The sequence below is a fragment of the Piscinibacter sp. XHJ-5 genome, from assembly GCF_029855045.1.
GTDB lineage: Bacteria > Pseudomonadota > Gammaproteobacteria > Burkholderiales > Burkholderiaceae_C > Albitalea.
This window is the reverse complement of sequence record NZ_CP123228.1, coordinates 4,626,259-4,652,141: the sequence shown is the minus strand read 5'-3', so window position 1 is coordinate 4,652,141 and position 25,883 is coordinate 4,626,259. Positions and strand designations below refer to the sequence as shown.

Annotated in this window: 22 protein-coding genes; 6 read left to right on the top strand and 16 right to left on the bottom strand. The window is 71.2% G+C overall.

Annotated elements, in window-relative coordinates:
* Nucleotides 1–51: 51 nt before the first annotated feature.
* The 4 genes from P7V53_RS21940 to P7V53_RS21925 all read right to left on the bottom strand — a co-directional run bounded on the left by P7V53_RS21940 (nt 52) and on the right by P7V53_RS21925 (nt 5,806).
* Nucleotides 52–525 (bottom strand): hypothetical protein, encoded by a 474-nt coding sequence (locus tag P7V53_RS21940; protein WP_280151638.1) that lies wholly within the window; start codon nt 523–525, stop codon nt 52–54.
* 25 nt (nt 526–550) lie between these two features.
* Nucleotides 551–1,666 carry a ParM/StbA family protein gene (locus P7V53_RS21935; protein ID WP_280151637.1) on the bottom strand — a complete coding sequence of 372 codons (1,116 nt, stop codon included), beginning with the start codon at nt 1,664–1,666 and terminating at the stop codon, nt 551–553.
* A 244-nt stretch (nt 1,667–1,910) separates the two neighbouring features.
* Nucleotides 1,911–4,175, bottom strand: coding sequence for an ATP-binding protein (locus P7V53_RS21930; protein ID WP_280151636.1), 2,265 nt, complete (start codon nt 4,173–4,175; stop codon nt 1,911–1,913).
* Nucleotides 4,160–5,806 (bottom strand): methyl-accepting chemotaxis protein, encoded by a 1,647-nt coding sequence (locus P7V53_RS21925; RefSeq protein ID WP_280151635.1) that lies wholly within the window; start codon nt 5,804–5,806, stop codon nt 4,160–4,162. The genes P7V53_RS21930 and P7V53_RS21925 overlap by 16 nt, the downstream gene beginning before the upstream one ends.
* Before the next feature lie 150 nt (nt 5,807–5,956).
* Between P7V53_RS21925 and P7V53_RS21920 the strand changes: the two genes are divergently transcribed.
* The 4 genes from P7V53_RS21920 to P7V53_RS21905 all read left to right on the top strand — a co-directional run bounded on the left by P7V53_RS21920 (nt 5,957) and on the right by P7V53_RS21905 (nt 10,940).
* The gene (locus P7V53_RS21920) at nt 5,957–6,640 is read left to right on the top strand and encodes a TetR/AcrR family transcriptional regulator (RefSeq protein WP_280151634.1); all 684 of its coding nucleotides are present in this window, start codon (nt 5,957–5,959) and stop codon (nt 6,638–6,640) included.
* An 88-nt stretch (nt 6,641–6,728) separates the two neighbouring features.
* Nucleotides 6,729–7,643: a tripartite tricarboxylate transporter substrate-binding protein gene (locus P7V53_RS21915; RefSeq protein ID WP_280151633.1), complete on the top strand. Its 915-nt coding sequence runs from the start codon at nt 6,729–6,731 to the stop codon at nt 7,641–7,643.
* Between the two features lie 332 nt (nt 7,644–7,975).
* Nucleotides 7,976–10,486 (top strand): winged helix-turn-helix domain-containing protein, encoded by a 2,511-nt coding sequence (locus tag P7V53_RS21910; protein ID WP_280151632.1) that lies wholly within the window; start codon nt 7,976–7,978, stop codon nt 10,484–10,486.
* 109 nt (nt 10,487–10,595) lie between these two features.
* Nucleotides 10,596–10,940 (top strand): hypothetical protein, encoded by a 345-nt coding sequence (locus P7V53_RS21905; RefSeq protein WP_280151631.1) that lies wholly within the window; start codon nt 10,596–10,598, stop codon nt 10,938–10,940.
* Between the two features lie 273 nt (nt 10,941–11,213).
* On the opposite strand, the gene P7V53_RS21900 is transcribed toward P7V53_RS21905, so the two are convergent.
* Both P7V53_RS21900 and P7V53_RS21895 read right to left on the bottom strand, forming a co-directional pair.
* Nucleotides 11,214–12,227, bottom strand: a complete 1,014-nt coding sequence (locus P7V53_RS21900) for an NADP-dependent oxidoreductase (RefSeq protein ID WP_280151630.1) — start codon at nt 12,225–12,227, stop codon at nt 11,214–11,216.
* Entirely contained in the window at nt 12,224–13,393 is a 1,170-nt protein-coding gene (locus tag P7V53_RS21895) for an MFS transporter (protein WP_280151629.1), read from the bottom strand. The genes P7V53_RS21900 and P7V53_RS21895 overlap by 4 nt, the downstream gene beginning before the upstream one ends.
* Nucleotides 13,394–13,424: 31 nt before the next feature.
* On the opposite strand from P7V53_RS21895, the gene P7V53_RS21890 reads away from it, so the two are divergent.
* Nucleotides 13,425–14,582: an AraC family transcriptional regulator gene (locus P7V53_RS21890; RefSeq protein WP_280151628.1), complete on the top strand. Its 1,158-nt coding sequence runs from the start codon at nt 13,425–13,427 to the stop codon at nt 14,580–14,582.
* On the opposite strand, the gene P7V53_RS21885 is transcribed toward P7V53_RS21890, so the two are convergent.
* From P7V53_RS21885 to P7V53_RS21845, 9 genes are all read right to left on the bottom strand, one after another.
* Nucleotides 14,535–15,437 (bottom strand): ATP-binding cassette domain-containing protein, encoded by a 903-nt coding sequence (locus P7V53_RS21885; RefSeq protein WP_280151627.1) that lies wholly within the window; start codon nt 15,435–15,437, stop codon nt 14,535–14,537. The two genes, P7V53_RS21890 and P7V53_RS21885, sit on opposite strands and share 48 nt — an antisense overlap.
* Complete coding sequence (gene ssuC, locus P7V53_RS21880; protein WP_280151626.1) at nt 15,437–16,234, bottom strand: aliphatic sulfonate ABC transporter permease SsuC; 798 nt, start codon at nt 16,232–16,234, stop codon at nt 15,437–15,439. The genes P7V53_RS21885 and ssuC overlap by 1 nt, the downstream gene beginning before the upstream one ends.
* A gap of 4 nt (nt 16,235–16,238) precedes the next feature.
* Nucleotides 16,239–17,408 carry an FMNH2-dependent alkanesulfonate monooxygenase gene (gene ssuD / locus P7V53_RS21875; RefSeq protein ID WP_280151625.1) on the bottom strand — a complete coding sequence of 390 codons (1,170 nt, stop codon included), beginning with the start codon at nt 17,406–17,408 and terminating at the stop codon, nt 16,239–16,241.
* Entirely contained in the window at nt 17,405–18,382 is a 978-nt protein-coding gene (locus P7V53_RS21870; RefSeq protein ID WP_280151624.1) for an aliphatic sulfonate ABC transporter substrate-binding protein, read from the bottom strand. Before P7V53_RS21870 ends, ssuD begins: the two co-directional genes overlap by 4 nt.
* 11 nt (nt 18,383–18,393) lie before the next feature.
* Nucleotides 18,394–19,383, bottom strand: a complete 990-nt coding sequence (locus P7V53_RS21865) for a sulfonate ABC transporter substrate-binding protein (protein ID WP_280151623.1) — start codon at nt 19,381–19,383, stop codon at nt 18,394–18,396.
* Between the two features lie 115 nt (nt 19,384–19,498).
* Nucleotides 19,499–20,038: an NADPH-dependent FMN reductase gene (ssuE, locus tag P7V53_RS21860; protein WP_280151622.1), complete on the bottom strand. Its 540-nt coding sequence runs from the start codon at nt 20,036–20,038 to the stop codon at nt 19,499–19,501.
* A 103-nt stretch (nt 20,039–20,141) separates the two neighbouring features.
* Nucleotides 20,142–20,459 (bottom strand): hypothetical protein, encoded by a 318-nt coding sequence (locus P7V53_RS21855; protein ID WP_280151621.1) that lies wholly within the window; start codon nt 20,457–20,459, stop codon nt 20,142–20,144.
* Between the two features lie 258 nt (nt 20,460–20,717).
* Entirely contained in the window at nt 20,718–23,567 is a 2,850-nt protein-coding gene (locus P7V53_RS21850) for a serine/threonine-protein kinase (protein ID WP_280151620.1), read from the bottom strand.
* Between the two features lie 6 nt (nt 23,568–23,573).
* Nucleotides 23,574–24,128: an ECF-type sigma factor gene (locus P7V53_RS21845; RefSeq protein ID WP_280151619.1), complete on the bottom strand. Its 555-nt coding sequence runs from the start codon at nt 24,126–24,128 to the stop codon at nt 23,574–23,576.
* A gap of 217 nt (nt 24,129–24,345) precedes the next feature.
* Here P7V53_RS21845 and P7V53_RS21840 point away from each other — a divergent pair, with 217 nt between their 5' ends.
* Nucleotides 24,346–25,260 carry an AEC family transporter gene (locus P7V53_RS21840; RefSeq protein ID WP_280151618.1) on the top strand — a complete coding sequence of 305 codons (915 nt, stop codon included), beginning with the start codon at nt 24,346–24,348 and terminating at the stop codon, nt 25,258–25,260.
* A 70-nt stretch (nt 25,261–25,330) separates the two neighbouring features.
* Here P7V53_RS21840 and P7V53_RS21835 read toward each other — a convergent pair whose 3' ends face one another.
* Entirely contained in the window at nt 25,331–25,870 is a 540-nt protein-coding gene (locus P7V53_RS21835; RefSeq protein WP_280151617.1) for a hypothetical protein, read from the bottom strand.
* Nucleotides 25,871–25,883 lie beyond the last annotated feature (13 nt).

The window sequence follows — 25,883 nt, the reverse complement described above, 5'->3', positions numbered from 1 at the left end:
ATCCGAAATACCTGTGCCAGGGGCTCCCGCGAGCGGGAGCAAGACGCAGCCTCAGCCGTTCTTGAACAGCCCGCGTTCCTTCATGCGCATGAGGCGCGAGCGCGTGCTGGGCGGGCGCTTGCTGCCGTGCGGCCACAGGGGCTGCGTGTGGCGCGTCTCGGGCAGGGGGGGATCGTCGGATTCCTCGGCGCCTTCGCGTGCCGGCGTCACCGCCATGGGCTCCAGGACGTCGGTGAGCACCGGAAGCCGGGCCTGCGCGGCATCCGCCGCCGGCGCAGGCGCATCGATGGCGAGATCGACGAAGCCCGGCACCGCCGGCCGGGCGGATGGCTGCGTGCCGGCAGGGCGGCGAGCGATGGGCGGCGCATGGCCCTCGATGCGCAGCATTTCCCACACGAGCCCGCTGGCCGCGAGCTGGCGCACGCGTTCGCTGCGCCCGCCCGGCGTGACGATGGTCAACAGCTTGGCGTACAGCTCCGGATAGACGTCGCTGTCGATGTCCAGCTCGAGCCGGAGATTGGCCATGGTGCGGCGACGCCCGGCGAGGCGCTCAGCCTTCCTCGGCCAGGGCCTCGCCGATCAGCTGGAAGCCGCGCACGTTCGCGGACAGCGGCTCGGGCATGATGAAGACCGGAATCGCCGGGAAGCGCCGCGCCAGCACGTCGCGGTAGCGCTCGGGCTGCCCGCCCACCAGCACCATGAGATCGATGATCTCGTGCGCGTCGCGCAAGCCGTCGACCATGCGGTTGATGGAATCCTCCACCACGCTCATGATGACCGGCTCATAGCGCGTCAGGTCGTAGGCCACGCCCGAGAGCTTGACCTCCTTCTTCAAGCGCAGGGCCTCGTTGATGCGCGGCAGCACCGCCGGGCCCAGCGGGCGGCCGATGTCCGAGGCCAGCGAGTCGAGCACCGCGCGCACCACGCGGTGCCGCCCGGCGTCGGAGGCGGCGCCGCTTGCACGCGGGTTGATCGCGCCTTGCTGGATGAGCAGCCAGTCGAGCGTGTGCTCTCCGGCGTCGACCATCAGCACCGACAGGTCGTCCAGTTCTTCGCCGCTGGAAAGCGGCTGCAGCGCGCCGCCGGTGGCGACGATGGTCTGGTTCAGGTCTTCCAGGTGGCTGTCGAGCGCCGCATAGCCTCCCATGGGCTGCGCCTGCACCACCACCTTGCGCACGCTCATGGTCTTGCCGTCGCCGAGGTCGATGGCCCCTTCGTAGACTTCGCGCAGATAGTCGCGGCGCTTGGCGTCGTTGTACTGGTTCACCGGCAGGCCCAGCACCAGCAGGTCGATCTCCGCATCGCCGGCCTCGGCCATGTAGCGCAACGCGCCCTTGGCAAGCGCCTCGTAGATGCTGCCGCGGTAGAACTCGTCGGTCACGTCGCGGCCGAAGCTGCCGCCGGCCTGGGCGAGACCGACATCGCGACCGACTTCGTACGTCGCGCCGTTGACCGGCACGTCGAAGGTGTCGCGGCGGCGCGTGCTGAGGGTGCGCACCGCGCTCCCGTCCGCCGGGATGGCCATCGAGGGAAAGCTCATGAAGCCGCTGCCGGGCAGGCTGCACTTGACGAGACCGAAGCCCACGTCGATGGCCCGCACCACCGGCGTTGCCGCGGCAGCGGTGTCGACGGAAACTACTTCACGCAGCTTCGATGAATTCGCCATTTGGTCTTTGCTCCATGCAGGTTGAGGGCTGTTTCGGATGCGAGGTCGCGAAGTGTGCCGCCCCGCATGTGTCTCCAACCACCTGAAGGGGTCAATCGACACACTCGGATACACAGCGCTCTTCGATAGCGGCGAAAAGTCCCGGATGGCGGGCTCAGTTTCTCGCGAGGCAAGTCCCTCACCCGAGCTCTCATCCGCAGATCGCCGGGCGCGGAATGATCTCGACGTTCGAGAACACCTGGACCTACGACGGTCCGGCGCCCCGCGCGGTGCCTGACCAGGGTTGAGCTGCCATCCCGACGTCCGTGGAGGAAGGCGACGCATCTCCCGCTTCGCGTGCCGTGGGCGCGGGGCAATGCGTGCGCAGCACCGAACGAATGCCGGCAATGCCGAAGGGCTTGGGGAGGACGTCGTCCATGCCGGCCTGCCGGCAGGCGCTGAGGTCCTCACCTGCGGCGCTTGCCGTCATCGCGACGACCGGCACGCGGCGCGCGGCGCTGCCGGATTCGATGGCCCGCAGCGCACGCGTCGCGCAGACGCCGTCGAGCTCGGGCATCTGCATGTCCATCAGCACGAGGTCGAAGCTTTCGGCGGCCAGGCACTCGAGCGCCTCGCGGCCATTCGCCGCGAGGACGCAGGTGGCGCCCAGATCGGTCAGCATGGCCTGGACGACCAGCTGGTTGACCGTGTCGTCTTCGGCCACCAGCACGTGCGGGCCGAGCGGCGGCGGCGACGGAAGGGATTCGCGTGAAACGGCCTCGTCGGCAGTCGTGCGCTCGAGCGCGGCCAGCACGGCCTTCAGCGAGCCGCGGCGTATCGGCTTGTACAGCAGCAGCACGTCATCGGGGAGCAGGCCGGCGAAATCGGCGCCCAGCGGCGCGATGACGGCGATGCGCCGCCGCGCCTGGGCCTGGCGCTGCAGCCATGCGCGCGAATCGGGCAGCGAGGCGAGCAATGGCGCGTCGACCAGCAACAGGCGGTAGCCCTCGCCGCAGTCGTCCATCGGCAGCTCGCGCACGATCCGCGGCTCGATGCCGAGGTCGTGCAGGATGGTCTTCACGTGGCGCTGGACGCCACGGCTGGCCGAGGCGAGAAGCAGGTCGCTGCGCGGCTTGGCGGCAGGCAGCGCGCCCGGCTGCGTCCAGGGCTCCAGCGGCACCGTCAGCGCGAAGGTGCTGCCGCGGCCCAGGGCGCTCACGACGTCGATGCGGCCGCCCATCAGCCGCGCGAGCTCCAGGCTGATCGCCAGCCCGAGGCCCGTGCCGCCGAAGCGCCGCGTCACCGACTCGTCCGCCTGCGTGAACGCCTTGAACAGCGAGGACAGGCGCTGCTGGTCGATGCCGATGCCCGAGTCGGCGACCTCGATGCGCACGCAATGGCGCGGCTGCGCGGAGCTTGCCGCGGACGTCGCTTCGGCCTCGAGCGAGAGGTGCATGTGCACGCCGCCGCTGGACGTGAACTTGACGGCGTTGCCGACGAGGTTGTCGATGATCTGGCGAAGCCGGGTCGGGTCGCCGATGAAGACGCGCGGCACGTCCGGGTTGCAGCTCGACGTCAGCTCGATGCCCTTGTTGTACGCCTGAACCGCGAACAGCTCGTTGGCTTCGAAGACGAGGCGCCGCAGGTGCACCGGCCGCGCCTCGAGGACCACCTTGCCGGCATCGAGCTTGGTCCAGTCCAGCACGTCGTTGACGATGGCCAGCAGCGTGCCCGCGCTCTGCTCGAGCAGCCCGGTCAGCCGCGCGCGCTGTGCCTCGTCGATGTGCTTTGCGCGCAGCAGCTCGGCCGTTCCGATGACGCCGTTCAGCGGTGTGCGGATCTCGTGGCTCATGTTGGCAAGGAAGCGCGCCTTGACGCCCATTGCCTCGATGGCCGCGCCACGGGTCGCTTCGATCGCCCGTGCCGTCTCTCGCCGGCCGCGGATGGCCGCGAGGATCATCACGAGGGCGATCGCTTCCGAGCCGACGATGGCGATGTACTGCCGCGTCGGTCCGATCCCGGCGTATTCACCGAGGGCTGCGGTGCCTGCGTGAGGACCGAAGTAGAGCCAGGTGACGACCGTGACGAAGAGCGTGACCCCGCCGACTGCCATCGCGTAGAGCCCGGCCCCGGCGAGGATGAAAGGCATGATGGACAGCCACCAGCCGGCGGCGGGCAGCGGCGCGCCTTGCTCGACGGTCTTCCAGGCCAGCATGGCGATCAGCGCCGCCGACAGCACGCGCATCGGCCACTCGGGGCGGCTCGTGCGCCAGGCCCAGGCGGCGCAGGCCAGGCTGACGGCAGCCATCGCGGCGTTGGCGATCGCCTCTTCCCAGGCTTGCTGGACCGTGAACGCGATCGCGAAGCCGCTGGTGAACGTGAGTGCGAAGGCCAGCAGCAGGGCGAGGTAGCGGCGCTGCGTCGTCCGTTCGAGCTCGGCGGCGCTCGGCCACGCGTCGCGGCGGTCGTTCGGACGCCCGCCGGGAATGCCGCAGCCGTTCCTCAGCCAGCGCCTCAGGCCGTTGTGCATGACGTGTCCCGGGCCGGCTGCGCTGCCGCGGCCATGACCGGCGTGTCCGCGACGGATGTCGCCGCGGCGGCTGCGGGCTCGACCGCGAGCTTGAACACCGCCACGATCTCGGCGAGTTGAACCGCCTGCGCTTTCAGGCTCTCCGCCGCGGCCGCGCTCTCCTCGACGAGCGCGGCGTTCTGCTGCGTCACCTGATCGAGCTGCGAGACGGCTTCTCCGATCTGCTCGATGCCGCTGCTCTGCTGGGCGCTCGCCGAGCCGATCTCGGCGATGAGATCGTTGACGCGACGCACCTGCACCACGATCTCGTTCATGGTCTCGCCGGCCTCGTGCACCAGCTGGCCGCCGGACTCGACGCGCTGCACGCTCTCGCCGATCAGGGTCTTGATCTCCCGGGCGGCATGCGCACTGCGCTGCGCGAGACTGCGCACCTCGCCGGCGACGACGGCGAAGCCGCGTCCCTGCTCGCCGGCGCGCGCCGCCTCGACGGCGGCGTTCAGCGCGAGGATGTTGGTCTGGAAGGCGATGCCGTCGACCACGCCGATGATCTCGGCGATGCGATGCGACGACGCCGCGATGTCGCCCATCGTCGCGACGACCTGGCCGACGACCTCGCCGCCGCGGGTCGCCACCGCGGTGGCGCTGCCCGCCAGGCGGGTGGCTTCGCGGGCCGCCTCGGCGTTCTGCCTCACCGTCGCGGTGAGCTGCTCCATCGACGCGGCGGTCTGCTGGAGGTTGCTCGCCTGCTCCTCGGTGCGCTGACTGAGGTCGGCATTGCCGGTGGCGATCTGGGCCGTCCCGGTCGCGATCGAGTCCGACCCGTCGCGTACCTTGCCGACGAGCTTCGTCAGGTTCTCGTTCATGCACCCCAGCGCCGCGAGCAGCTGGCCGACCTCGTCGCGGCTCCCGACGTGGATGCGCGAGCTCAGGTCGCCGGCGGCGACGGTCTCGGCGATGCGCACCGCCTCGCGGATCGGCAGCGTGATCGAGCGCGCGAGCAGCCAGCTCAGCAGCGCCGCCGCGGCCAGGCCGAGCGCCGACAGCACGAGCAGCAGCGTGACGGCGCGCGCGCGCACCGCGTCCATCGTCGCCTGCACCTTGCCGGCGCGTTGCATCGCGCGGTCGGCGACCGCGTCGCTGATGGCTTCCATGCCGCGCACCGCCGCCTTCACCTTGCCCAGGTCGGCGTTCGCGTCGGCCGTGGTCTTGATCTGCCCGGCCGCGATGGCCGAGAGCGTCGATTCGAAACCCCGGGCGTAGTGGCCGAAGTGATCGCCCAGCTGGGCAATCGCCTGGGCGTCCTCGGGGCCCAGCTCGAGCGCCCGTGTGTGCTCGATGGCCTTCGTGAGGCGCGTGCGGACGTCCTGCCACTTGCCCGTGTACTCGGTGAGCTTTTCGGCGTCGCCCAGGTTGATCAATGCGTCCTTTTCGTAGCGGCGTTCGAGCAGCACCAGCATCTGGATGTCGCTGGCCTCCTGCGCCAGCTTCACGTCGTGGACCAGCGCGCGACTCGCCGCCGTGTGCAGCGAATCGACGCCCCACCAACCTGCACCGGCGATCGCCGCCGAGATCACCAGCACGCAGGCCAGCACCACGGCCAAGCGCTGGCCGATCTTCAAGTTCACCAACATTTCCGTCCCCGGTCGTTGCGGTTTGTGCGCCCGGCGCGGGCGCTGCGAACACGGCCATCGATGCGACAAGCTCCGGCAGGGCGCCGAAAAGCGTGCACAATCGCAATTCGTTGACAACGTATATGTACACTATACGCGTACACCGTAAACATGGCAAGTGAAACGTCTGTCCCGACGCACCGGCGCGTCCGCCGCGGATCTGCCGAAGACCACGACCAGCTGCGCCAGCAGATCGTCGCGGCTGCCTTCGCGATCCACGAGCGCGAAGGCGTTTCGGCACTGTCGATGCGCGCGCTGGCCGCCGAGATGGGCGTCTCGCCCATGGCGCTGTACCGCTACTACCCGAGCAAGGCGGACCTGCTGCGCGCGATGTGGGAAGTGGTGCTGAGCGACGCGCAGGCCAGCGTGAAGGCCGCGGTCGCGACGCAGAAGACGGCGCGTGCTCGCCTGCGGGCGAGCATCGAGTCCTTCCTGCGGTACTGGGAATCGCATCCGGCGCACTTCCGGCTCGTCTACATGACCCCCGAGACCATGGAGGACCGGGCGCAGGGCGCGCCGTTGACGGGCAGCGAGGCTTACGTCAGCGCCGTCGACCTGGCCGGACCGCTGATCGACGAGCTCGTCGCGGAGATCGGCGGCCGGAAAGACCGTGCGCTGGTCGCGCGCGACCTGCGCATGTCGCTGATGGTGGGCTACCTGCATGCGCGCATCGTCAACACCCGCTACCCGTGGAGCGACTTTGACGCGCTGCGGGCGTGCGCTGTCGAGACCATCGCCGCCGGGGTCGAAGCCTGCGTCGCGCGTTCCCCGGCGCGCAGCGCGAAGCGAAGCTGACAGCCCTGCCCGGCGGCAGGAAGGGCAAGCCGACCGGGATGGCCACTGGACGAAGCGTGGTCGACAATGCCGGTCGAAGGTGATCCCCTTGCCGCTGCGCCCCCATCGCCGTGCCTGGATGGCAGCCGTGATCGCGATGATCGCGGCGCCCGCTCGCGCGGCGGCGGCGCCGCTGCGCATCGTGGTGGGCTTCGCGCCCGGCGGTGCGTCCGACGCGGTCGCGCGCTCCTTCGCCACGGCGATGCAGGAGCCGCTGGGCCGCCCGGTGTTCGTCGAGCAGCGGCCCGGTGCCGACGGCGTCGTCGCGGCACAGGCGGTCGCTTCCGCGGCGCCCGACGCTGCGACGCTGCTGCTCGGATCGAACACCGCGCTGGTCGCCGTGCCGGCACTGCGCGAGTCCGCGCCCTACGACCCGTTCACCGCGTTTTCCCCCGTCAGCGGACTGGGATGGTTCTCGATGCAGCTGCTGGTGCATGCGGCATTGCCCGTGCGCAGCGTCGCGGAGCTCCTGCAGCTGATCGAACGCCGGCCTGGCCAGCTCGCGGCCGCCTCGAGCAACAGCACCGCCGAGCTCGCGATGGCCCAGCTCGTCGGCCGGCGGCGCGTGCTCGGCGTGCCCTACCGCGGCGACGCACCGGCGCTGCTCGACCTGGTCGCCGGGCGCGTGCAGCTCATGTTCGCCACCGGCGCTGCCGCGGACCCCTACGTCGCCGACGGGCGCCTTCGCCGGCTCGGCACCACCGCGGCGGGCGGCGGGCTCGACGTCGACGTGACGCCCTGGCTCGGTCTTTTCGGCCCGGCGGGACTGTCGCTGACCAGCCGCGCCGCGATCGCGCAGGCGGTGTCGACGAGCCTGCACGACCCCGTGCTGCGGCGAAGTCTTGCAACGCAGCGGTTCGAGCCCCATGCGCTGCCGCCGGAGGATTTCGACGACTTCTTTCGCCGGCAGTACGGTCGCTTCGTCGCCTCGGCCCGACGCAGCGGGCTGCGCCTGGACCGCTAGAGCCTGCCAGGCACCGGCCCTGCGGGTGATCTCAGCAAAGCGGTGCCCGCCGCGTTGCGAATGCTCGCCGTAGACACCGCTACGGCTGCGCTTCGCGCCTTGCGGGCGCCGCTTTGCTGAATCACGCGAGGCCTCCCATGGCGTTGACAGGCCCTAGCCCGCGCCGCGCGAAGAGCGCGAGGCGGCGTCCCGGGAGTCCGCGCAAATCCGCGCATCGAGTGCAAGATCGGGGCTGGCACGCCTTGACCGATCAGGAAAGACACCATGGACGCTCTCGTCATCGCCAAGGGTTCGAATTCGGGGTCCCGTCTGTGATGCAGCCGGCCTCCAGCATGCGTTTCGCCCACTTCGAGCTGCAGCCGCAGGAGCGGCGGCTGCTCGCGGCTGGAGAGCCCGTGCCGCTCGGCGCGCGTGCCTTCGACGTGCTGCTGGCGCTCGCCGGGCGTGCCGGCCAGCTGGTGAGCAAGCACGACTTGCTCGACCTCGTCTGGCCCGGGCTGGTGGTCGAGGAGAACAACCTCGCCACCCAGGTGAGCAACCTGCGCAAGGTGCTGGGCGGGGAGATCATCGCCACGATTCCCGGGCGGGGCTATCGCTTCACGGCCGCGCTGCTGGAGCCGGCCCCGACGGCGGCGCCGGTCACAGGGCCGCCCGCCCTGCGCAGCAACTTGGGCGACGAGCCCGCCGAGCTCATCGGCCGCGACGACGACCTGAGCGCACTGCGTGAACTGCTCCAGCATCACGGTCTGGTGACGGTCGTGGGCGCCGGCGGCATCGGCAAGTCGTCACTGGTGCGCGCCCTGCTGCAGGAGCAGCGCGTCCGGCGTGCCCATGGCGTGTGCTGGGTCGAGCTGGCGCCGCTGTCGGCCGCGGACGCGTTGCCCACCATGCTTCCGGCCACGATCGCGACCGCGCTGGGTGTGCGCCTGGCCGGTGGCGACACGCTCGCCGCCCTGGCCGCCGCGGTGGCGTCGCTGGACATGATCCTGGCGCTCGACAACGCAGAGCATCTGCCGGCCGCGGTGGCGACGGTCGTCGAGGCCTTGCGCGAGGCAGCGCCTCGCGTGCGCCTGCTGGTCACCAGCCAGACACCGTTGCGCGCGCGCGGCGAGCACCTTTACCGGCTGGGCTCGCTCGGATGGCCCGAGGGGCAGGTCGATGCCGCCAGCGCGATGGCGCATGGCGCAGTGGCGCTCTTCGTCAACCGGGCCCGAGCGCTCGATCGGCGCTTCACGCTGGACGACGCGAACGTCCACACGGTCGTGTCGCTGTGCCGCGCACTCGACGGCTTGCCGCTCGCCATCGAGCTCGCCGCGACGCGGCTGCCCCTGCTCGGACTGCCGGCGCTGGCGGCCGCGCTGGACCAGCGGCTGCGGCTGCTCACCGTCGGCGCGGCGGGCGCGCCGGCGCGCCAGAGGACCTTGCGCGCCGCGCTCGAATGGAGCCACGGCCTGCTCACGCCGGACGAGCAGGCCGTGCTGCGGCGGCTCGCCGTGTTCGTCGGCGGCGCCTCGCTCCAGATGGCCCAGCAGGTGGCGACCGACGCGTCCCTCGATGCCTGGGGCGTGCTCGACGCCATGGGCGGGCTGGTCGATCGGTCGCTCCTGGCGGTCAGCGCCGATGCGGAGGACTCGCCGCGTTACCGACTGCTCGACTCGCCGCGAGCTCTCGCGCTCGAACACCTGGACGCCTCCGGCGAGAGGGACGCGGTGCGTGCACGCCATGCCGCAGCGGTGCGCGAGCGGTTCGACCTTGCACGAGAGGAGCGCTGGAGCGGGCGGGTCGGCCAGGACGCCTGGTTGGAGGACGCGCAGGCGGACGTCGACAACGCCCGTGAGGCGTTCGCGTGGGCGCGCGAACACGATCCCGCCTGCGCCGTCGCGCTGTGTGCCGGCCTCCTCGCCGTGCTGCCCGAGTCGCAGCAGAGCGAGCGCCAGGCCCTCTGGGAGGCCACCGAGCCGCTGCTCGCCCGGGACATTCCCTCGGACCTGCACGCACATGTCCTGATGGAAGCGGCCGACAGGTTCGCCGGCGTGCGGCACCGGCAGGCGAGGCAGCATGCCTCGGAGGCGGTGGAGCGGTTTCGTGCGTCGGGGGACCGCTTCATGCTCTATCGCGCGCTGGCGCGGCTGGCCCGTTTGGCGGCGCCCGAAGACGCGCCGGCGGCCGAGCGGGCACTGGCGGAGATGCGCACGCTGGAGCTGGCCAGCTGGCCCGCTGCCCGGCTGCTCTGCGGCGCCGGTGCGGAGCAGGCGTGCGCGTCGTGGTTCCTCGACCCACAGCGTGGCCTGGCGTTTTCGTACCGCCTGATCGCGCTGGAGCGCGAGGCGGGCTCGAGCACCCTGCACGGCCTGCTGTGCGTCGTCGACATCGAGCTGGAGCTGGAGCACGCGGCCGAGGCCTTGCGCACCGGGCTGGAGCTCGTGAGGCGGCTCGAGGGCACGCGGCACCGCGGGCGGCTGAACATGGCGCGGGTCAACCTGGTCGAAGCCTGGCTGGCCAACGACGAGCCGGCGCAGGCGCGCGCGCTGGCGCTCATCGGCTGGCCCGAGGCGGCGGCCTATGCGCGCCAGGCCTCGTGGGCCGACAGCCTGGCCCTGCTGGCGGCGATGGAGCAGCGGCCGCGCGCCAGCGCGCTGCTGCGAGGCTATGCCGACGCCCGGTATGCAGCCACGCAGAACACGCGCCAGGTCGCCGAAGGCATCACGGTGCAGCGCGCCGAGCAGCTGGCCCGCCAATCCCTGCCGGCGGCCGAGTTCGAGCGCCTGAGCGCCGAAGGAGCCGCCCTGCGCGATTCGGACATCCCCACGCTCGGGTTCGCCGAGCGCGACGCCGCGCCGTGACGGTTTGAGAACGTTTGAGCGCGGCTTCATGACGCCGCGGCGGCGGGCACCGAAAGTGGAGCCACCGGATCGATGGCCGGTCCGGAGACCTTCCCAGGAGCCCGCACAGATGATGAACCCCGACGCCCTGGTCGCCAGCCAAGACGCGACCCGCCCACCGCCCCAGATGCCGCAGCCCAGCCTCTACGTCCACGTCCTGACGTGGTCGTTCGCGTTCTTCAACTCGGTGCGCGTGCTGGCCTACCTGCCGACGATCTGGGCGATCCATGCCAGCGGCGAGTCGCAGCAGCATTCCTGGCTCACCTGGCTGACCTGGACCGGCGCCAACGCGACGATGGCCGCGTGGCTGTACGAACAGAACTCGCGACGCCTGACACGCGCGGTGGCGGTCAATGCATGCAACGCGGTCATGTGCCTGGCGACGCTCGTGCTGATCCTCTCGCTTCGCAGGTGACACGGCTAGTGTCGTGAGTTGGAAATACGTGGCGTTTCGACGGGCCCAAACGGGGATGAGCGCAAGGCGCGGAGTCGGGTCCATACCGGGGGTATGGACCCGACTCTGCAACGCGGCGATCGCCCCGTTTGGGCCCGCCTTCGGTTCGACCAGATGGCGCCCTCGGTCGCCTGCGCGAAGGGGCCAATACGTCCAGTATTGGCCCCTTCGCGCAGCCGCCCGATCATCACCATCTGGTCGAATCGAAACGCCACGTATTTCCAACTCACGACACTAGAAGCGCACGACCACCTTGCCGAGGTTGCGTCCCTCCAGCAGCCCGATGAACGCGCTCGGCGCGTTCTGCAGTCCATCGACGACGTGCTCGATCGGCTTGACGCGACCCTGGGCGATCCACGCCTGCATGTCGCTGCGGAACGCCTCGAAGCGGTCTTCGTAGTGGTCGAGGATCACGAGGCCCTGCATTCGCAGGCGCTTCTGCAGCACCATCGTCATCACGTGCGGCAGGCGGTCGGGCCCTGTGGGCGGCGCGGCGTCGTTGTAGTGCGCGATGGTGCCGATCACCGGGATGCGCGCACCCAGGTTCAGCAGCGGGAACACCGCGTCGAACACCGGTCCGCCGACGTTCTCGACATACACGTCGATGCCGTGGGGGCATGCGGCGGCGAGGCGTTCGGCGAGCCGGGTGTCGTGGCGATCGAGGCAGATGTCGAAGCCGAGCTCCTCGACGGCGAAGCGGCACTTCGCGGCGCCACCGGCGATGCCGACCACCCGCGCGCCCTTGAGCCTGGCGATCTGTCCCACCATGGCGCCGACCCCACCGGTCGCGGCGGCGACGACGACGGTCTCGCCGGGTGTCGGCTGGCCGATGTCGAGCAGGCCGACGTACGCGGTGAACGCCGTCATCCCGAGTCCGCCGAGCGCCAGCGACGGCCGCTCCGTCTCGGGGACGGGGCTCAAGTCGTCGCCGTCGGACACCGCGTACTCCTGCCAGCCGGCACGGGCGAGCACGACGTCGCCGACGCGAAAGCCCGGGTGGCGGCTGGCCACGACACGGCTCACCGTGCCGCCGGCCATCGGTTCCCCGAGCGGGACCGACGGTGCGTATGCCGGAGGAATCTCGTCCATCAGCTGGCGCATGTACGGGTCGAGCGAGAGGTACAGCGTGCGCAGCAGCACCTGCCCGTCGGCGGGTTGCGGGACGGCGACCTCCTCGAGGCGGAAATGCCCCACGGTGGGCAGGCCATGCGGGCGTTCGGCAAGCACGATGCGGCGATTGACGGTCATGGGCGGCTCCCGGTCGCGCTGGGCCGCGGGCCGTGGCGCAGCGTCAGCAGCGTGCCGAACGTGAGGGTGACCACCGCGAACAAGGGGCCGCCCAGGGCGCCGACGTGGTCGACCAGCACGCCGCCGCCGATGGCCCCGCTCGCGATCGCGATCTGGAACGCGGCGACGAGCAGGCCGCCGGCGCCTTCGGCCTGGTCCGGTGCGGCGCGCACGATCCAGGTCTGGAAGCCCACCGGGAACGCGCCGAACGCGAAGCCCCACAGCGAGACCGCGACCGCGGTGACGGCAGCCGAGCTGCCGGCGATCAGCAGCGTCGTCGCCAGTGCGGCGATCAGTGCGCCGCCGAGCACGATGGCGCGACGCTCGCTGCGCTCGGCCAGCAGGCCGCCCGCGAAGTTGCCGAAGAAGCCGCCGATGCCGTAGCCGAGCAGGATGGCCGAAATCGCACCGACCGGCAGCCGGGTCACGTCTTCCATCAGCGGACGGATGTAGGTGAAGCCCGCGAAATGGCCCGAGATCACGAGCAGCACGGCGACCAGCGCGACACGGACGCTCGGGCGGCGCAGCAGCTCGCCCAGCACGCGCAGGTCGGGGCTGTCGCGCGGCGGCAGCGCGGGCAGGGTCGCGAGCTGCGCGGCGAACGCCAGCGCGCTGATGGCGCCGGCGGCGACGAAGGCGCTGCGCCACCCCCACAGCTCGCCCATCCATGCGCCGATCGGCGCCGCGCAGACGGTGGCGATCGACACGCCGGTCAGGATCACCGACATCGCGCGGGCGAAGAGGCTGTCGGGAACCAGTCGCATCGAGAGGGCGGCGGCCATCGACCAGAAGCCGCCCAGCGCAATGCCGAGCATCACGCGCGCGACGAGCAGCATCGCCAGGCTGCCCGCTGTCGCGGCGATGGCGTTGGACAGCACCAGCAGCGTCGTCAGCGCGAGCATCACCGCCTTGCGATCCAGGCGCCGGGTGAGCAGCGGAATCGAAGGGGCGGCCATGGCGCCGACCAGCGCGGTGGCGGTGACGGCCTGACCGGCGGCGCCGTCGGAGACGCCGAGGTCCGCAGCCATCGCCGTCAGCAGGCTCGCGGGCAGGAACTCCGCCGTCACGAGGGCGAAGACGCCCAGCGAGAGCGAGCCGATCGCGGCCCAACGGGGTGGCTCGCTCACGGCTCGAGGGGCGCACGGCGCGGACGCGGCCTTGGCGGCCGTGATTTCGCAGCAGGGATCGGCGCAGGGGCTGATGGCCATTGTGGGAATTCGGATCGATGAGGTCGAGGCGCCGAGCTTAGAAATAAGCTCCCGGCCTTTCCATGCCAGGAAAGCCAAATTGCTTGACCGTTTGTCCAATCCGGCTCGCCCGCCGGGTCCCGACGCATCGTCGCGCGACTCGCTCACCGAGATCCTGCTGGGCCTGCGCCTGGACGGCGTGGAGTACGGCCGCTGCACGCTCGACAGGCCGTGGGCGGTCGCGTTCCCCGCGCAAGCTTCCGCGCGCTTTCACTTCGTCTCGCATGGAGGCTGCTGGCTGCGCACGAACAACGCGGACTGGGTTCGCCTGAATCCCGGCGATGCGGTGCTCCTGCCGCGCGGGGTCCATCACGTGCTGGCGAGCGCGCCGGACGTTCCGGTGGTGGACATCGACTCGCTCGAGCGGGTCGCCGTGTCCGACAACATCTACCAGGTACACGGCAACGGTCCGGGGCACCTCGGGCAGGGCGCGAGCGACGTGATGTTCTGCGGGGCGCTGCGCTTCAACCTCGACCCGCTGCATCCGCTCATCGCGATGATGCCGGACGTCATGCGGGCCGACGGACTCGCTCAGCGCGATCCCACCGTGCCGGCACTGCTCGAGGCCATGGAACGCGAGGTCGCCCTCGACCGGATCGGCGGGTGCGGCATTCTTGCGCGGCTGGCCGACGTGGTCGCCGCCAGCATCATCCGCGCGTGGGTCGAGTGCGCCTGCAGCGACGCGACCGGCTGGATCGCGGCGATGCGCTGCCCGAAGATCGGCAAGGTGCTCGCGGCGATCCATGCCGAGCCCGAGCGCAACTGGAGCGTGCCGGCCCTGGCGGAGCTGATGGGCGTCTCGCGATCGAACTTCGCCGAAGCGTTCACCCGCACGGTGGGCGAGACGCCCGCCCGGTACGTGGGAAAGATCAAGATGTTCCAGGCCAGGCGCTGGATCTCGGCCCACGGCATGCGCATCTCGGTGGCGGCCGATCGGCTCGGGTACGACTCGGAGGCATCGTTCAGCCGCGCGTTCAAGCGAATCATCGGGCACCCGCCGAGGGAGGCGCGACATGCGCCCTCAAAGCGCGAAACGCCAGGCCGTGAATCCCACGCCCTGCGCCGCTGAATCCGCGGCGACGTCCTCCACACCCGGCCGCTGCAGCACGCGCTGCAGCAGCCTGTCCTCGCTGGCCGCGAATTGCGGGTGGCCTCGCGAGCGCGGGCGCGGCAGCGCGATGCGCTCGTCGAGCGCGATGCGATGGTCCTCGATCAGCACCACGCGGTCGGCCAACGCGACGGCCTCGGCGATGTCGTGCGTCACGAGCAGCGCGGTGAAGCCGTGCGCCTTCCACAGCCGCTCGATCAGTGCCTGCATCTCGATGCGGGTGAGCGCGTCCAGCGCGCCGAGCGGCTCGTCCAGCAGCAGCAGGCGCGGCCGGTTCACCAGTGCGCGTGCCAACGCCACGCGCTGCCGCTGCCCGCCGGACAGCACGGCGGGCCATTCGCGCGCGCGGTCCGCCAGACCCACCTGCGCCAGCGCTTCGAGGGCTCGCGCGTGCGCATCGCGGCCCGGCAGCCCGAGCGCGACGTTGTCGAGGACGCGCTTCCAGGGCAGCAGCCGCGCGTCCTGGAACATGATGCGCACGTCCTCGCGGTGGGCGGACTGCGACTCGCCGTCCAGCGCGAGCGTGCCGGCCTGCGCGGTTTCGAGCCCCGCCACCAGGCGCAACAGCGTGCTCTTGCCGCAGCCGCTGCGGCCGACGATGGCGACGAACTCGCCGGGCGCGAGCGCGAGGTCGACTCCCTCGAGCACCTGGCGCTCGCCATAGGCCTTGCGCACGTCGCGCACGCTGACGCCCAGGCCGTGCGCCGGCACCGTCGTCCGGCGAACCGCGCCCTCGTCGCGCGGGCGAAGCCTCTGCCGCGCCGCCGTTCCTTCCAAAGCCGCCAGCGCGGCGCTCTCGATCTCGCTCACGAACATCACGCCTCCTTGACCCGGTACCCCGGGTGCCAGCGCAGCCACCACTGCTCCAGGCCCTTGGCCAGCACGTCGGCCAGCTTGCCGAGCAGCGCATACAGGCCGATGCCGACCAGCACGACGTCGGTCTGCAGGAACTCGCGTGCGTTCATCGTCAGGTAGCCGATCCCGGCCTGCGCGGAGATCGTCTCGGCGACGATCAGCAGCACCCACATCAGCCCCAGCGAGAAACGCAGCCCGACGAGGATGGACGGCAGCGCGCCGGGCAGCACGACGTGGCGGTACAGCGCCCAGCCGTCGAGGCCGTAGCTGCGCGCCATCTCGATCAGCCCCGCATCCACCGAGCGGATGCCATGGAAGGTGTTGAGGTAGATCGGGAAGAAGACGCCCACCGAGACGAGAAACAGCTTGGCGCTCTCGTCGATGCCGAACCAGAGGATGACGAGCGGAATGAGCGCCAGCGCCGGGATGTTGCGCACCATCTGCAGCGTGGTGTCCAGCAGCGTCTCGGCGATGCGGAAGGTGCCGGTCACGAGGCCGAGCAGCAAGCCGAGGCCGCCTCCGACGGCGAGCCCGGCGAGCGCGCGGCCGCTGCTCACCGCGACGTGGTGCCACAGCTCGCCCGAGGCGAGCAGCGACCAGAATGCCGTCAGCACGGACGCAGGCTCGGGCAGCACGCGCGTCGACAGCCAGCCGCTGCGCGACGCGAGCTCCCAGCCGGCGAGGACGAGCACCGGCACCAGCCACGGCAGCGCGCGCTGCCGCCACGGCACCGGCTCGGGGTGTCGGTTGCGGGCCATGGCGTCAGCTCCGCGCCGCCTGCGGCACGATGGCATTGGCAACGATCTCCCCGAACGGGCCCGTCAACGTGGACCCGCCCAGGCGCTCGCGCAAGCGCAGCGGCAACAGCGGGAACACCAGCTCGGCGAAGCGGTGCGCCTCCTCCAGGTGCGGATAGCCCGACAGGATGAAGTACTCCAGGCCCAGCTCTGCGTACTCGAGGATGCGCGCGGCCACCTGCTCGGGGCTTCCCACCAGCGCCGTGCCGGCGCCGCCGCGCACCAGGCCCACGCCGGCCCACAGGTTGGGCGCGATCTCCAGGCCTTCGCGCACGTTGGCCTTGTCGAAGCGACCGCCGTGCAGCTCGGCCATGCGGCGCTGGCCGACCGAATCCATGCGCGCGAACCTGGCCTGCGCGGCGGCGACGGTGTCGGGGTCGAGCTGCGAGACGAGCTCGCGCGCGGCGTGCCAGGCCTCGTCCTCGGTCTCGCGCACGATCACGTGCAGGCGGATGCCGAACTGCAGCGTGCGCCCGTGTCGCGCCGCGCGCTCGCGCACGTCGGCCACCTTGGCCGCCACGTCCGCCGGCGGCTCGCCCCAGGTCAGGTAGGTATCGACCTGCTCGGCGGCCAGTGCGTGCGCGGCGTCGGACGAGCCGCCGAAGAACACCGGCGGATAGGGCCGGCTCACCGGCGGGTAGAGCAGCTTGGCGCCCTGCACCTGCAGGTGCCGGCCGTCGTGGTCGAAGGCGCCGCCGTCGTGGCTGCGCGCGAGCACCTCGCGCCAGATGCGGATGAACTCGGCCGACTGCGCATAGCGCTGCGCATGGTCGAGGAACTGGCCATCGCCGGCCAGCTCTTCGGCATCGCCGCCGGTGACCAGGTTGACCAGCAGCCGGCCGCCGGAGAGCCGGTCGAGCGTGGCCGCCATGCGGGCCGACTGCGAGGGCTGCACCAGTCCGGGCCGCAGCGCGACCAGGAACTTGAGGTCGCGCGTCGCGTCGATCAGGCTGGCCGCGAGCACCCACGAGTCCTCGCACGAGCGGCCGGTCGGGATCAGCACGCCTTCGTAGCCGAGGCTGTCGGCGGCGATCGCCACCTGCTTGAAGTAGCCGAAGCTCGCCGCGCGAGCGCCCTTGGCCGTGCCGAGATAGCGCGCATCGCCGTGGGTGGGAATGAACCAGAGGATCTTCATCGCTTGCTTTCGTTCTGTGCGAGCGCCTGCTCGGGATGCCGAACGATGTCGGCCACGCGAATGGGCTTCGGGATGAGGCCGAGCTGCGCGAACGCATCGGCCACCTTCTGCTGCTCGGCCACGAGTGCCGGCGTCAGCGGGGCCACCGGCGACGGCTGGCGCCGCTCGAGGAAGCGGTGCACCGTGGCCAGGCCGAGCCCCGAGAACTCGGCGAAGCGCTGGGCCGTCTCCTTGCGATGCGCCTGCACCCACGCGTCGGTGTCGGTGAGCGCGCCGAACAGCACCCGCAGCGTCGCTGCGTCGTGCGCCAGGCGGCGCGACGCGAGGTAGAAGGTGTTGTTGCCGGTGAGCCCGCGGCTGGTCGCGAGCACGCGCACCTGGCCGTCGACTTCCGCGGCCGCGTAGTACGGGTCCCAGATGACCCAGGCATCCACTGCCCCGCGCTCGAACGCGGCGCGCGCGTCGGCGGGCGGCAGGTACACCGGCTGGATGTCGGTCCATTGCAGCCGCGCCTGCCGCAGCGCCTGCACCAGCAGGAAGTGCGCGCTCGAGCCCTTCTGCAGCGCGATGCGCCGCCCCTTGAGGTCGGTCAGCGCCTTCAGCGGCGCCTCGGGCTTGACGAGCACGGCCGAGCCGTCGGGCTTCGACGGCTCGGCGCCGACGTAGAACAGCTCCTTGCCTGCCGCCTGCGCGAAGACCGGCGGCGAGTCGCCCGTCGCGCCGAAGTCGACGCTGCCCACCGCCAGTGCTTCGAGCAGTTGCGGGCCGGCGGGGAACTCCACCCAGCTCACGGTCGAACTCGCGAGCCGCTTCTCCAGCAGGCCCAGGCTCTTGAGCAAGGCGAGGTTGAGCGAGCCCTTCTGGAAGCCGATGCGCAGCGGCTCGGCGGCGCGGGCGCCGTACCACCAGCTGGCGGCCGTGGCGGCCAGGATCTTCAGCGCCGTGCGCCGGGTGTCTGTCGTTGGCGATGACATGGGCACTCCCTTCAACGTGCCGCGGTGGTGGCCGCCGGCCGCGGCAGCGCATCGTGGATGCGGACCGGCTTGGGGATCAGCTTCAGCTCGTGGAAGGTGTCGGCGATCTTTTGCTGCTCCGCGGCGACCTGCGGCGTGATCGGCTGGATGCCGTAGGCGAAGCGGCTGGCCGCGAGCTCCGTGATCGGCGCGTCCAGCCCGATCTGCGGCGCGAGCAGCGTGGCCACCGCCTTCGGGTCGGCCGCGGCCCAGCGATCGAGCTTGGCCAGCTCGTCGACGATCGCCTGGATGACCTGCGGGTGCTTCTCGGCGTACGGCCGCGCCGCCAGATAGAACTGGTGGTTGGCCACCAGCCCTCGTCCGTCGGTCAGCTGGCGGGCGCCGATCTGGCGCTCGGCCGCCGCGAGGAAGGGATCCCAGATGACCCACGCATCGACCGAACCGCGCTCGAAGGCTGCCCGCGCGTCGGCCGGCGGCAGGAACACCGGCTGGACGTCGGCGTAGCGCAGGCCGGCCTTCTCGAGCGCCTTCACGAGCAGGTAGTGCACGTTGGAGCCCTTGTTCAGCGCGACTTTCCTGCCCTTGAGGTCGGCCACCGACTTCAGCGGCGAGTCCTTGAGCACGACGATGGCCTCGCCGGCAGGGCCGGGAGGCTGGTTCGCCACGTACACGAGGTCGGCGCCGGCGGCTTGCGCGAAGATCGGCGGCGCCTCGCCGACGGTGCCGAAATCGATCGATCCGACGTTCAGCCCTTCGAGCAATTGCGGGCCGGCCGGAAACTCGGTCCACTTGACGGCGATGCCCTGTGGCGCGAGGCGCTGCTCGAGATCGCCGCGCGCCTTCAGCAGCGTGAGAGTGCCGTACTTCTGAAAGCCGATGCGCAGCTCCTTCGGCTGCGCCTGCGCCTGCGCACCGCCGGCGGCAAGCAGCGCGCCGATCAGGGACAGCGCCGCAACGCTGCGCGACAGCCAGCTGCGGGGGTGGAGGGGGTTCGGTGTCATCGTGAGTCCTTCGAGATGAGCGGAAAGAGGCACCCCGGCCCGGGGGCCGAGGTGCAAATCGCCCCGGGTGGGACGAGGAGACAGGAGATCTCGCGGCGCGTCGCGCGTCAGCGTCTCAACATCGCGCTTCGGCCTGCACGTCGCGCAGCAGCGGCCGCAGCACGCGGTCGACCCGCTCGACGAGTGCGTCGTCGGGCACGAAGCCGCCGGCAGCGCCCGGCGTGAGCTGCGCGTCGGTGGCGAACACGCTGTCCAGGATGTCGCGCGCGCCCAGCGCCGAGAGCACCGGCTTCAGCGCATAGTCGACTGCCAGCAGATGACCGAGGCTGCCGCCGGTGGCGATCGCCAGGACCGCCTTGCCGCGCAGCGCGTCCTGCGGCAGCAGGTCGAGGAAGAGCTTGAGCAGCCCGCTGTAGGCGGCCTTGTAGATGGGTGTGGCCACGACGAGCAGCTGGGCCGCCGCGGCGCGCTCCACCGCGTCGCGCACTGCCGCGTTCTTCGCGTCGGCGGCGATGAGCGCGTCGGCCGGAAGCTCGCGCACGACGATGGTGTGATGGCTCTGCGCCGCGGGCGCGAGCCGCGTCTGCACGAACTGCAGCAGCCACGCCGATCGCGAGCGGAACGCCGGACTGCCTGAAATGCTGACGATGTGCATCGGTGAGGTCCTGGGGGCAACGACCGCACGATAGGCAGCAAGCGCACGCGGGCAAACGAACAAGATCGAGGATCGATATCGCGTTTGCGCAGGCGCGGTGGGCTCAGCCGCCGATCCGATACCACACGATCACGCCGCACGTCAGCAGGCACATCGCCGCATTGCCGAAGTTGACCGCCGTCACGCGATTCAGCCGGCGCTGCGATTGCTCGTGCAGCCACAGCGCCATAGTCAGGTTGGCGCCGGTCCACGAGATCCACGTGAGCAGCGAATGCTGGTCCGAGCGGGCGCTCTCGTGGATGGCCCATATGGTCGGCAGATAGGTCAGCACGCGCACCGCATTGAAGATGGCGAACGACCATGCCAGCAGCCGCACGTAGGGCGAAGGCTGCCGGCTCGCTGTCGGCGTCGCGTGGGTCACGGCGTCTGGCGCAGGTGCTGCACACGCAGCGGCCTTCACGGCACGACCCGCCAGACGCGGGACGGGATCAGGGCCGAGGCAAGCGGCGCGGCGTGGCGCCGGGCGGTCGAAGGTTGCATGGAAGTCTCCGGGCAGGGTGACGACGAACCGAGGCGGTGCGTCTGCCTCTTTACGACGCGGCTCGCCACGAGCGGACATGCCGTCGGCGGCCGGGACCTCGTTCTGGGGGGATGCGCGGACCGCGTGGCCCGCGGCATGTCACGCCTTGTCCGCGGCCCAGGCGAGTCGCGGGCTCGCCGCGTGCTGACCGCCGAGTGCGTCGCGCAGGCGCGCCTGCAGCGCGGCGGCGTCTGCACTTCGGCCGGCCGCGCGCAGCACGGCGGCGCGCCGCATCAGCGATTCGGCGAGATCGACCTGCGTGGGCGCTGCGACCGCATCGGGTTCGCGATCGGCCTGTTCCAGCGTGGCCCACGCCTCGTCGGCGCCGCCCTGCGCGGCGCGCACGACGGCGGCCAGCTCCGCCGCCTGCCTGAAGGTCCAGTTGCGTGTGGCTCCGATGCGGCGCAGGTCGCGCAGCACGTCGTCCACCAGCGGGCCGGCCCGCTCGGGGCGGCCCAGCGCCACCTCGGCCTCGGCGGCCATCAAGCGTGCGCGCAGCGCCTGCGGCAGGGCCGAGCGCGCGGAAGGAAGCTTCTCGAGCCATGCATCGACGGCCCGCCTGGCCTCCTCGGCGCGACCCGACAGCATGAGCCAGCGCGCTTCGCTGACGATGCCCAGGCTGCTGTCGCGGTCGTCGAGAGCCGCCGCATAGGTGGCCCGCACCGGCTCGACCAGGCGTGCGGCGGCCTCGAGATCGCCGTGCATCACCGCCAGCTCGAGCTGGCGCGTGAGCAGCGCACGCCGGGCCAGCGCGGCATCGGGTCCGGGTTGCGAGGACCGGGCCTCGACATCGCGGCGCCGCTCCTCGAGGAGCCGGCGGGCCTCGTCGTAGCGTCCCTGCGCGGCGACGACATGCGAAAGCCGGGCCAGCGCGAGCACCGCATCGCTGTCTTCGCGGCCGAACACCTTGTCGTAGTGCTGCAGGCAGGTCCTCAGCGCGGTCTCGGCCTGTTCCCGCTGGCCCACTGCGAGATGCGCCATCCCGGCGTACATGGCGCTGAGGCCGAGCTGCGACACCGATGCGTCGGGGTGCGCCGCATAGCCCGCGTGCGCCTGCTGGGCGGACTGCAGCGCCGCGACATCGTCGTAACCGAGGTCCATGCGCGCCAGTGCCATCAGGATGTCCCAGCGCACCTTGTGCCCTGGTTGCTCGCCGGCGGCGACCGCGCGTGCGTGCTCCTGGAGCAGCGCCCGCGCTTCGGACCGTGCGCCGCGCTGCAGCAGCGCGAGGACCAGGTGGTAGGCGAGCTCGGCGCGGGTGCCGGTCACGTCGGCCGCCGAGGCCGACACTGCCAGTCCTTCGCGCGCCGTGGCCTCCAGCTCGGGCCAGCGCCGCAGTCCGACGAGCGCCTTGGCGGCGCCGATGTGGCCCTCGAGCAGCTGCTGCGCGTCGCCGCGCTGGGCCTTCACCAGCGGCAGGTAGCGCTGCCAGACGGCGAGCGAGCCCTCGTAGTCGCCGAAGTAGGGCAGCTGCGTCCCGATCGTGTTCAACAGCGACAGCCGCTGGTACGGCTGGTCGCGGTAGCGCTCCTCGAGCTCGACGAGCTTGCGCTGAAGCATGCGCGAGACCGATCCGGGTTCGGCGAACGTCTTCGCGTCCCAGGCCGCGACCCCCGCCAGCGTCTCCACCAGCAGGGTGCGCACGCCGTCCTCGCGCTCCAGCGCCATGGTCGCGCGACGCAGGTTCTCGCGCGCGGTGGCGGTTTGCCACAACGCCACGGTCATGCCGATGGCCAGCGCGGCGAACATGCCCGCCACCGCCGCGACGGGCACCCGGTGCCGGGCCACGAACTTGCGGGCGACGTACCAGCGGCTGTCGGGGCGCGCCAGCACGGCGTGCCCGTCGAGGTGGCGCTGCAGGTCCTCGGCCAGCGCCGTGACCGTGGCGTAGCGCGCATCGGCCCGCTTCTTGAGCGCCTTGTTCAGGATCGCGTCGAGGTCGCCGCGCAGCGCCCTGCGCACGACTCGATCGGTGGCGGCTTCGCTCGCGCGCGGCGGGTCGACGCTCGCGATCGCGTCTTCCAGCTCGGCCGGCGTGCCGCGCCGCAGTCGATACGGCCGGCATCCGGCCAGGAGCTCGTAGGCCACGACGCCGAGGCTGTAGACATCGCTGGCGGTCGACAGCGGCTCCCCGCGCACCTGCTCCGGGCTCGCGTATTCCAGCGTCAGCGCACGTCCGGCCGCACGCGTGAGCGCCGTGTCCTCGGTGCGCTCGCCCTCCATCAGCTTGGCGATGCCGAAGTCGAGCAGTCGCACCTCCCCCTGTGCGTCGACCAGGATGTTGCTTGGCTTGAGGTCGCGGTGGATGACGAGCCGGCTGTGCGCGTGCGCCACCGCCGCGGCCACCTGCAGCAGCAGGCCGATGATGGCCTTCACGGGAAGCTGCTGCCCCCGCACATGCTCGTCGATCGGACGGCCGTCGACATACTCCAGCGCCAGGAAGGGCCGCCCCTGTTCGTCGAAGCCGGCGTCGTACAGGCGGGCGATGTGCGGATGCGTGAGCGTCGCGAGGATGTCCCGCTCGCGCAGCATGCGCTCGGCCAGTGCCGCATCCCAGCTGCGGTTGGGCAGCTTCAGCGCCACCTGGCGCTTCAGGCTGCCGTCGGCACGTTCGGCGAGCCACACCGCGCCCATGCCGCCCTGGCCCAGCTCGCCGAGCAGGCGCCAGGGGCCGACCAGGTCACCGGGCTGGGGGGCGAGCGCCGCGGTCACGTCATCCAGATGCGCCAAGGCTTCGGCCGACAGGCGCGGCAGCGTGCCGAGGAAGTTCGCCGACTCGACGCGGGCCTGCTGGGCCAGCAGCCGTGCCAGGACGGCCTTGGCCGGCGTGTCGGGCAGCGACGCGAGCCAGGCAGCGCGCTCGGTGGCGTCGAGGTCGAGGGCGTCGTCGAGCAGTTGGTCGATTTCCGGCCATTGCTCGGCGGCGATGAGGCGGAGTGCGTCGTTCACGGCGGATCAGGCTCGCAGATGGTCGGCCAGCAGCAGCCGGGCCTTCTCCCAATCGCGTCGCACGGTGCGCTCGGTGATGCCCAGCGCTTCCCCGATCTCCGACTCCTTCATGCCGCCGAAATAGCGCATCTCCACCACTCGCGCGAGGCGGGCGTCCGCCGCGCCCAGCCGCTCGAGCGCCTCGTGCACGTCGAGGATCTCCTCCTCGCCCGCGGCCACCGCATCGGCGACGCCGGTATCCAGCGGCACATGGACGGCATCGCCGCCGCGCCGCTCCCGCCGGCTGGCGCGCGCGGCGTCGACGATGATCGAGCGCATCACATGCGAGGCGTATGCAAGGAAGTGCGTGCGGTCCTCGGGTGTCAGGCGCTGCCCCTGCTCGAACTTGAGGTAGGCCTCGTGCACCAGGGCGGAAGTGTCGAGCAGCGTGCCGCGCACATGCGGCGCGAGTCGCGCGCGGGCGATGCGGCGCAGGTCGGGGTAGAGCGCCTGGAACAAGGCGTCGAAGGCCTGCCGGTCGCCCTCGCGGGCACGCGCCAGCAGCTGCGTGATGTCGCCCATCGGCCCCTCCGCGTCCCGCCGGTTCAGCGGGTCGCGGAAATGGTAGCGCCCGATGACCCTGGGCGGCACGGCGTCTGCGGCACGAATCCCTTCGGCGGAACACCTCGAAGCGGGCGTCGGGGGAAAGCATCCGGTTCCAGCGTGTCCGGTTTTTCGCGACGCCCACGTACCTGGGGCAGGCGCGCTTTTCCGAGCCGCCGAACCGAGGACCTGCACCATGTCGAACCTCCTCCTGCTCCTGGCCTGCCTGCTTGCGGGCATGGCGCTGCGCCTTTGGAACCGGGCGCCCGACAACGGCCATCTTGCCCTCAACGCGGTGATCATCCACGTGTCGTTGCCGGCCGTGACGCTGCGCTACCTGCATGGCTTCGACATCGGTGCGAGCCATCTGCTGCCGGTGGTCATGCCGTGGGCGTTCTTCGCCTTCGGCGCCTTGCTGTTTCACGCCGCAGGGCGCGCGATGCGGCTGCCGCGCGCGAGCGTGGGGGCGTTGACCCTGGTGGGCGGATTGGGCAATACCTCGTTCATCGGACTGCCGATGATCGAGACGCTCCACGGGCGCGACGGGCTCGGTCTCGGGCTGCTCATCGACCAGCTCGGCTCCTACCTGGTGTTGAGCACGCTGGGTGTTCTCGCGGCGGCGTTCTATGCCAGCGAGCGCCGCGTCTCGCCGTCGACCATGCTGCACAAGGTCGCCACTTTTCCGCCGTTCATCGCGATGGTGGCGGCCTTGCTGCTGGCGCCGGTTCACTTTCCGCCGGCGGTGGACGCCGCGCTTGCGCGCCTGGGCGAGACGGTGGCGCCGCTGGCGCTGATCTCGGTCGGCCTGCAGCTGCGCTTCGATGCGCTGCGGCAGAACCTGCGCCTGCTCGGCCTGGGGCTGGGCTACAAGCTGATGGTCTGCCCCGCCATCGTGGTGGTCGTGCTGTGGCTGCAGGACGCCGCACCGGCGATGGTGAGCCGCGTGAGCGTCATCGAGGCCGCCATGCCGCCCATGATCGGCGCCGGCGTCGTGGCCGCACAGGCCAGGCTCGATGCGCCGCTCGTGTCCGTCATGCTCGGCGTCGGCATTCCGCTGGGCATGGTCTCCGCGGTGTTGTGGCTGCGCGTGTTCGAGAGGATGTCGCTGTGAGGCGGCGCAGCTCGCTCATCCGTCACCGTCGCGCGCAGCGCTCCATCCACCGCCCGCGTCTTGTACAGGGTCACGCCGTAGGACAGGCGCGCGAGCCGCGTGCCGCTCGCGGAAGAAGTTGAGCGAAGACGAAGCGGTCTTCGGGGCTCCACACGTGCCCCGGCCACGACCGGTAGCCTCTCAGCCAGAGCACGCCTTCGATGCGCCGCAGGTAGAAGCCCTTCGGCGTCTCATCGTCTTGTGCCACTGGCTCGGATGCCACGGTGATGGCGCCGGGCGGCGCGCGGTTCTGCGACGGCGGGTGACCGAGGAATCCTTCCGGTTGGTCCATGAACTGGAGCCGCAGATGCGGGGCCAGTTCGAGCGGGCAAAGTGAAAGGCCAGCGCCGGCTGCCCGCTCGATGATCTGCGGCAAGGTGGCCCCGCTGCCGCAGCCGAGATCCGCGACGGAGAGCTCTACCGTCTCGATGAGCGCAGAGACCTCGGAGGTCGTGAACCGCTCATCCGCGAACAGCGTTCGGGCAGCCTCGTTGAGCTGGACCCCGGCGTCCCGGAGCTTCTCCAGCAGCTCCGCCTTGGCCATGCCACCCACGCGAATCACCCGGCTCACGGCACTTCCGCCC

Coding starts and splice junctions, on each gene's coding strand:
- P7V53_RS21940 (WP_280151638.1), bottom strand. CDS start 525: ATGGCCAATCTCCGGCTCGAGCTGGACATCGACAGCGACGTCTATCCG.
- P7V53_RS21935 (WP_280151637.1), bottom strand. CDS start 1,666: ATGGCGAATTCATCGAAGCTGCGTGAAGTAGTTTCCGTCGACACCGCT.
- P7V53_RS21930 (WP_280151636.1), bottom strand. CDS start 4,175: ATGCACAACGGCCTGAGGCGCTGGCTGAGGAACGGCTGCGGCATTCCC.
- P7V53_RS21925 (WP_280151635.1), bottom strand. CDS start 5,806: ATGTTGGTGAACTTGAAGATCGGCCAGCGCTTGGCCGTGGTGCTGGCC.
- P7V53_RS21920 (WP_280151634.1), top strand. CDS start 5,957: ATGGCAAGTGAAACGTCTGTCCCGACGCACCGGCGCGTCCGCCGCGGA.
- P7V53_RS21910 (WP_280151632.1), top strand. CDS start 7,976: ATGCGTTTCGCCCACTTCGAGCTGCAGCCGCAGGAGCGGCGGCTGCTC.
- P7V53_RS21905 (WP_280151631.1), top strand. CDS start 10,596: ATGATGAACCCCGACGCCCTGGTCGCCAGCCAAGACGCGACCCGCCCA.
- P7V53_RS21900 (WP_280151630.1), bottom strand. CDS start 12,227: ATGACCGTCAATCGCCGCATCGTGCTTGCCGAACGCCCGCATGGCCTG.
- P7V53_RS21885 (WP_280151627.1), bottom strand. CDS start 15,437: ATGTTCGTGAGCGAGATCGAGAGCGCCGCGCTGGCGGCTTTGGAAGGA.
- ssuC (WP_280151626.1), bottom strand. CDS start 16,234: ATGGCCCGCAACCGACACCCCGAGCCGGTGCCGTGGCGGCAGCGCGCG.
- ssuD (WP_280151625.1), bottom strand. CDS start 17,408: ATGAAGATCCTCTGGTTCATTCCCACCCACGGCGATGCGCGCTATCTC.
- P7V53_RS21870 (WP_280151624.1), bottom strand. CDS start 18,382: ATGTCATCGCCAACGACAGACACCCGGCGCACGGCGCTGAAGATCCTG.
- P7V53_RS21865 (WP_280151623.1), bottom strand. CDS start 19,383: ATGACACCGAACCCCCTCCACCCCCGCAGCTGGCTGTCGCGCAGCGTT.
- ssuE (WP_280151622.1), bottom strand. CDS start 20,038: ATGCACATCGTCAGCATTTCAGGCAGTCCGGCGTTCCGCTCGCGATCG.
- P7V53_RS21845 (WP_280151619.1), bottom strand. CDS start 24,128: ATGGGCGACATCACGCAGCTGCTGGCGCGTGCCCGCGAGGGCGACCGG.
- P7V53_RS21840 (WP_280151618.1), top strand. CDS start 24,346: ATGTCGAACCTCCTCCTGCTCCTGGCCTGCCTGCTTGCGGGCATGGCG.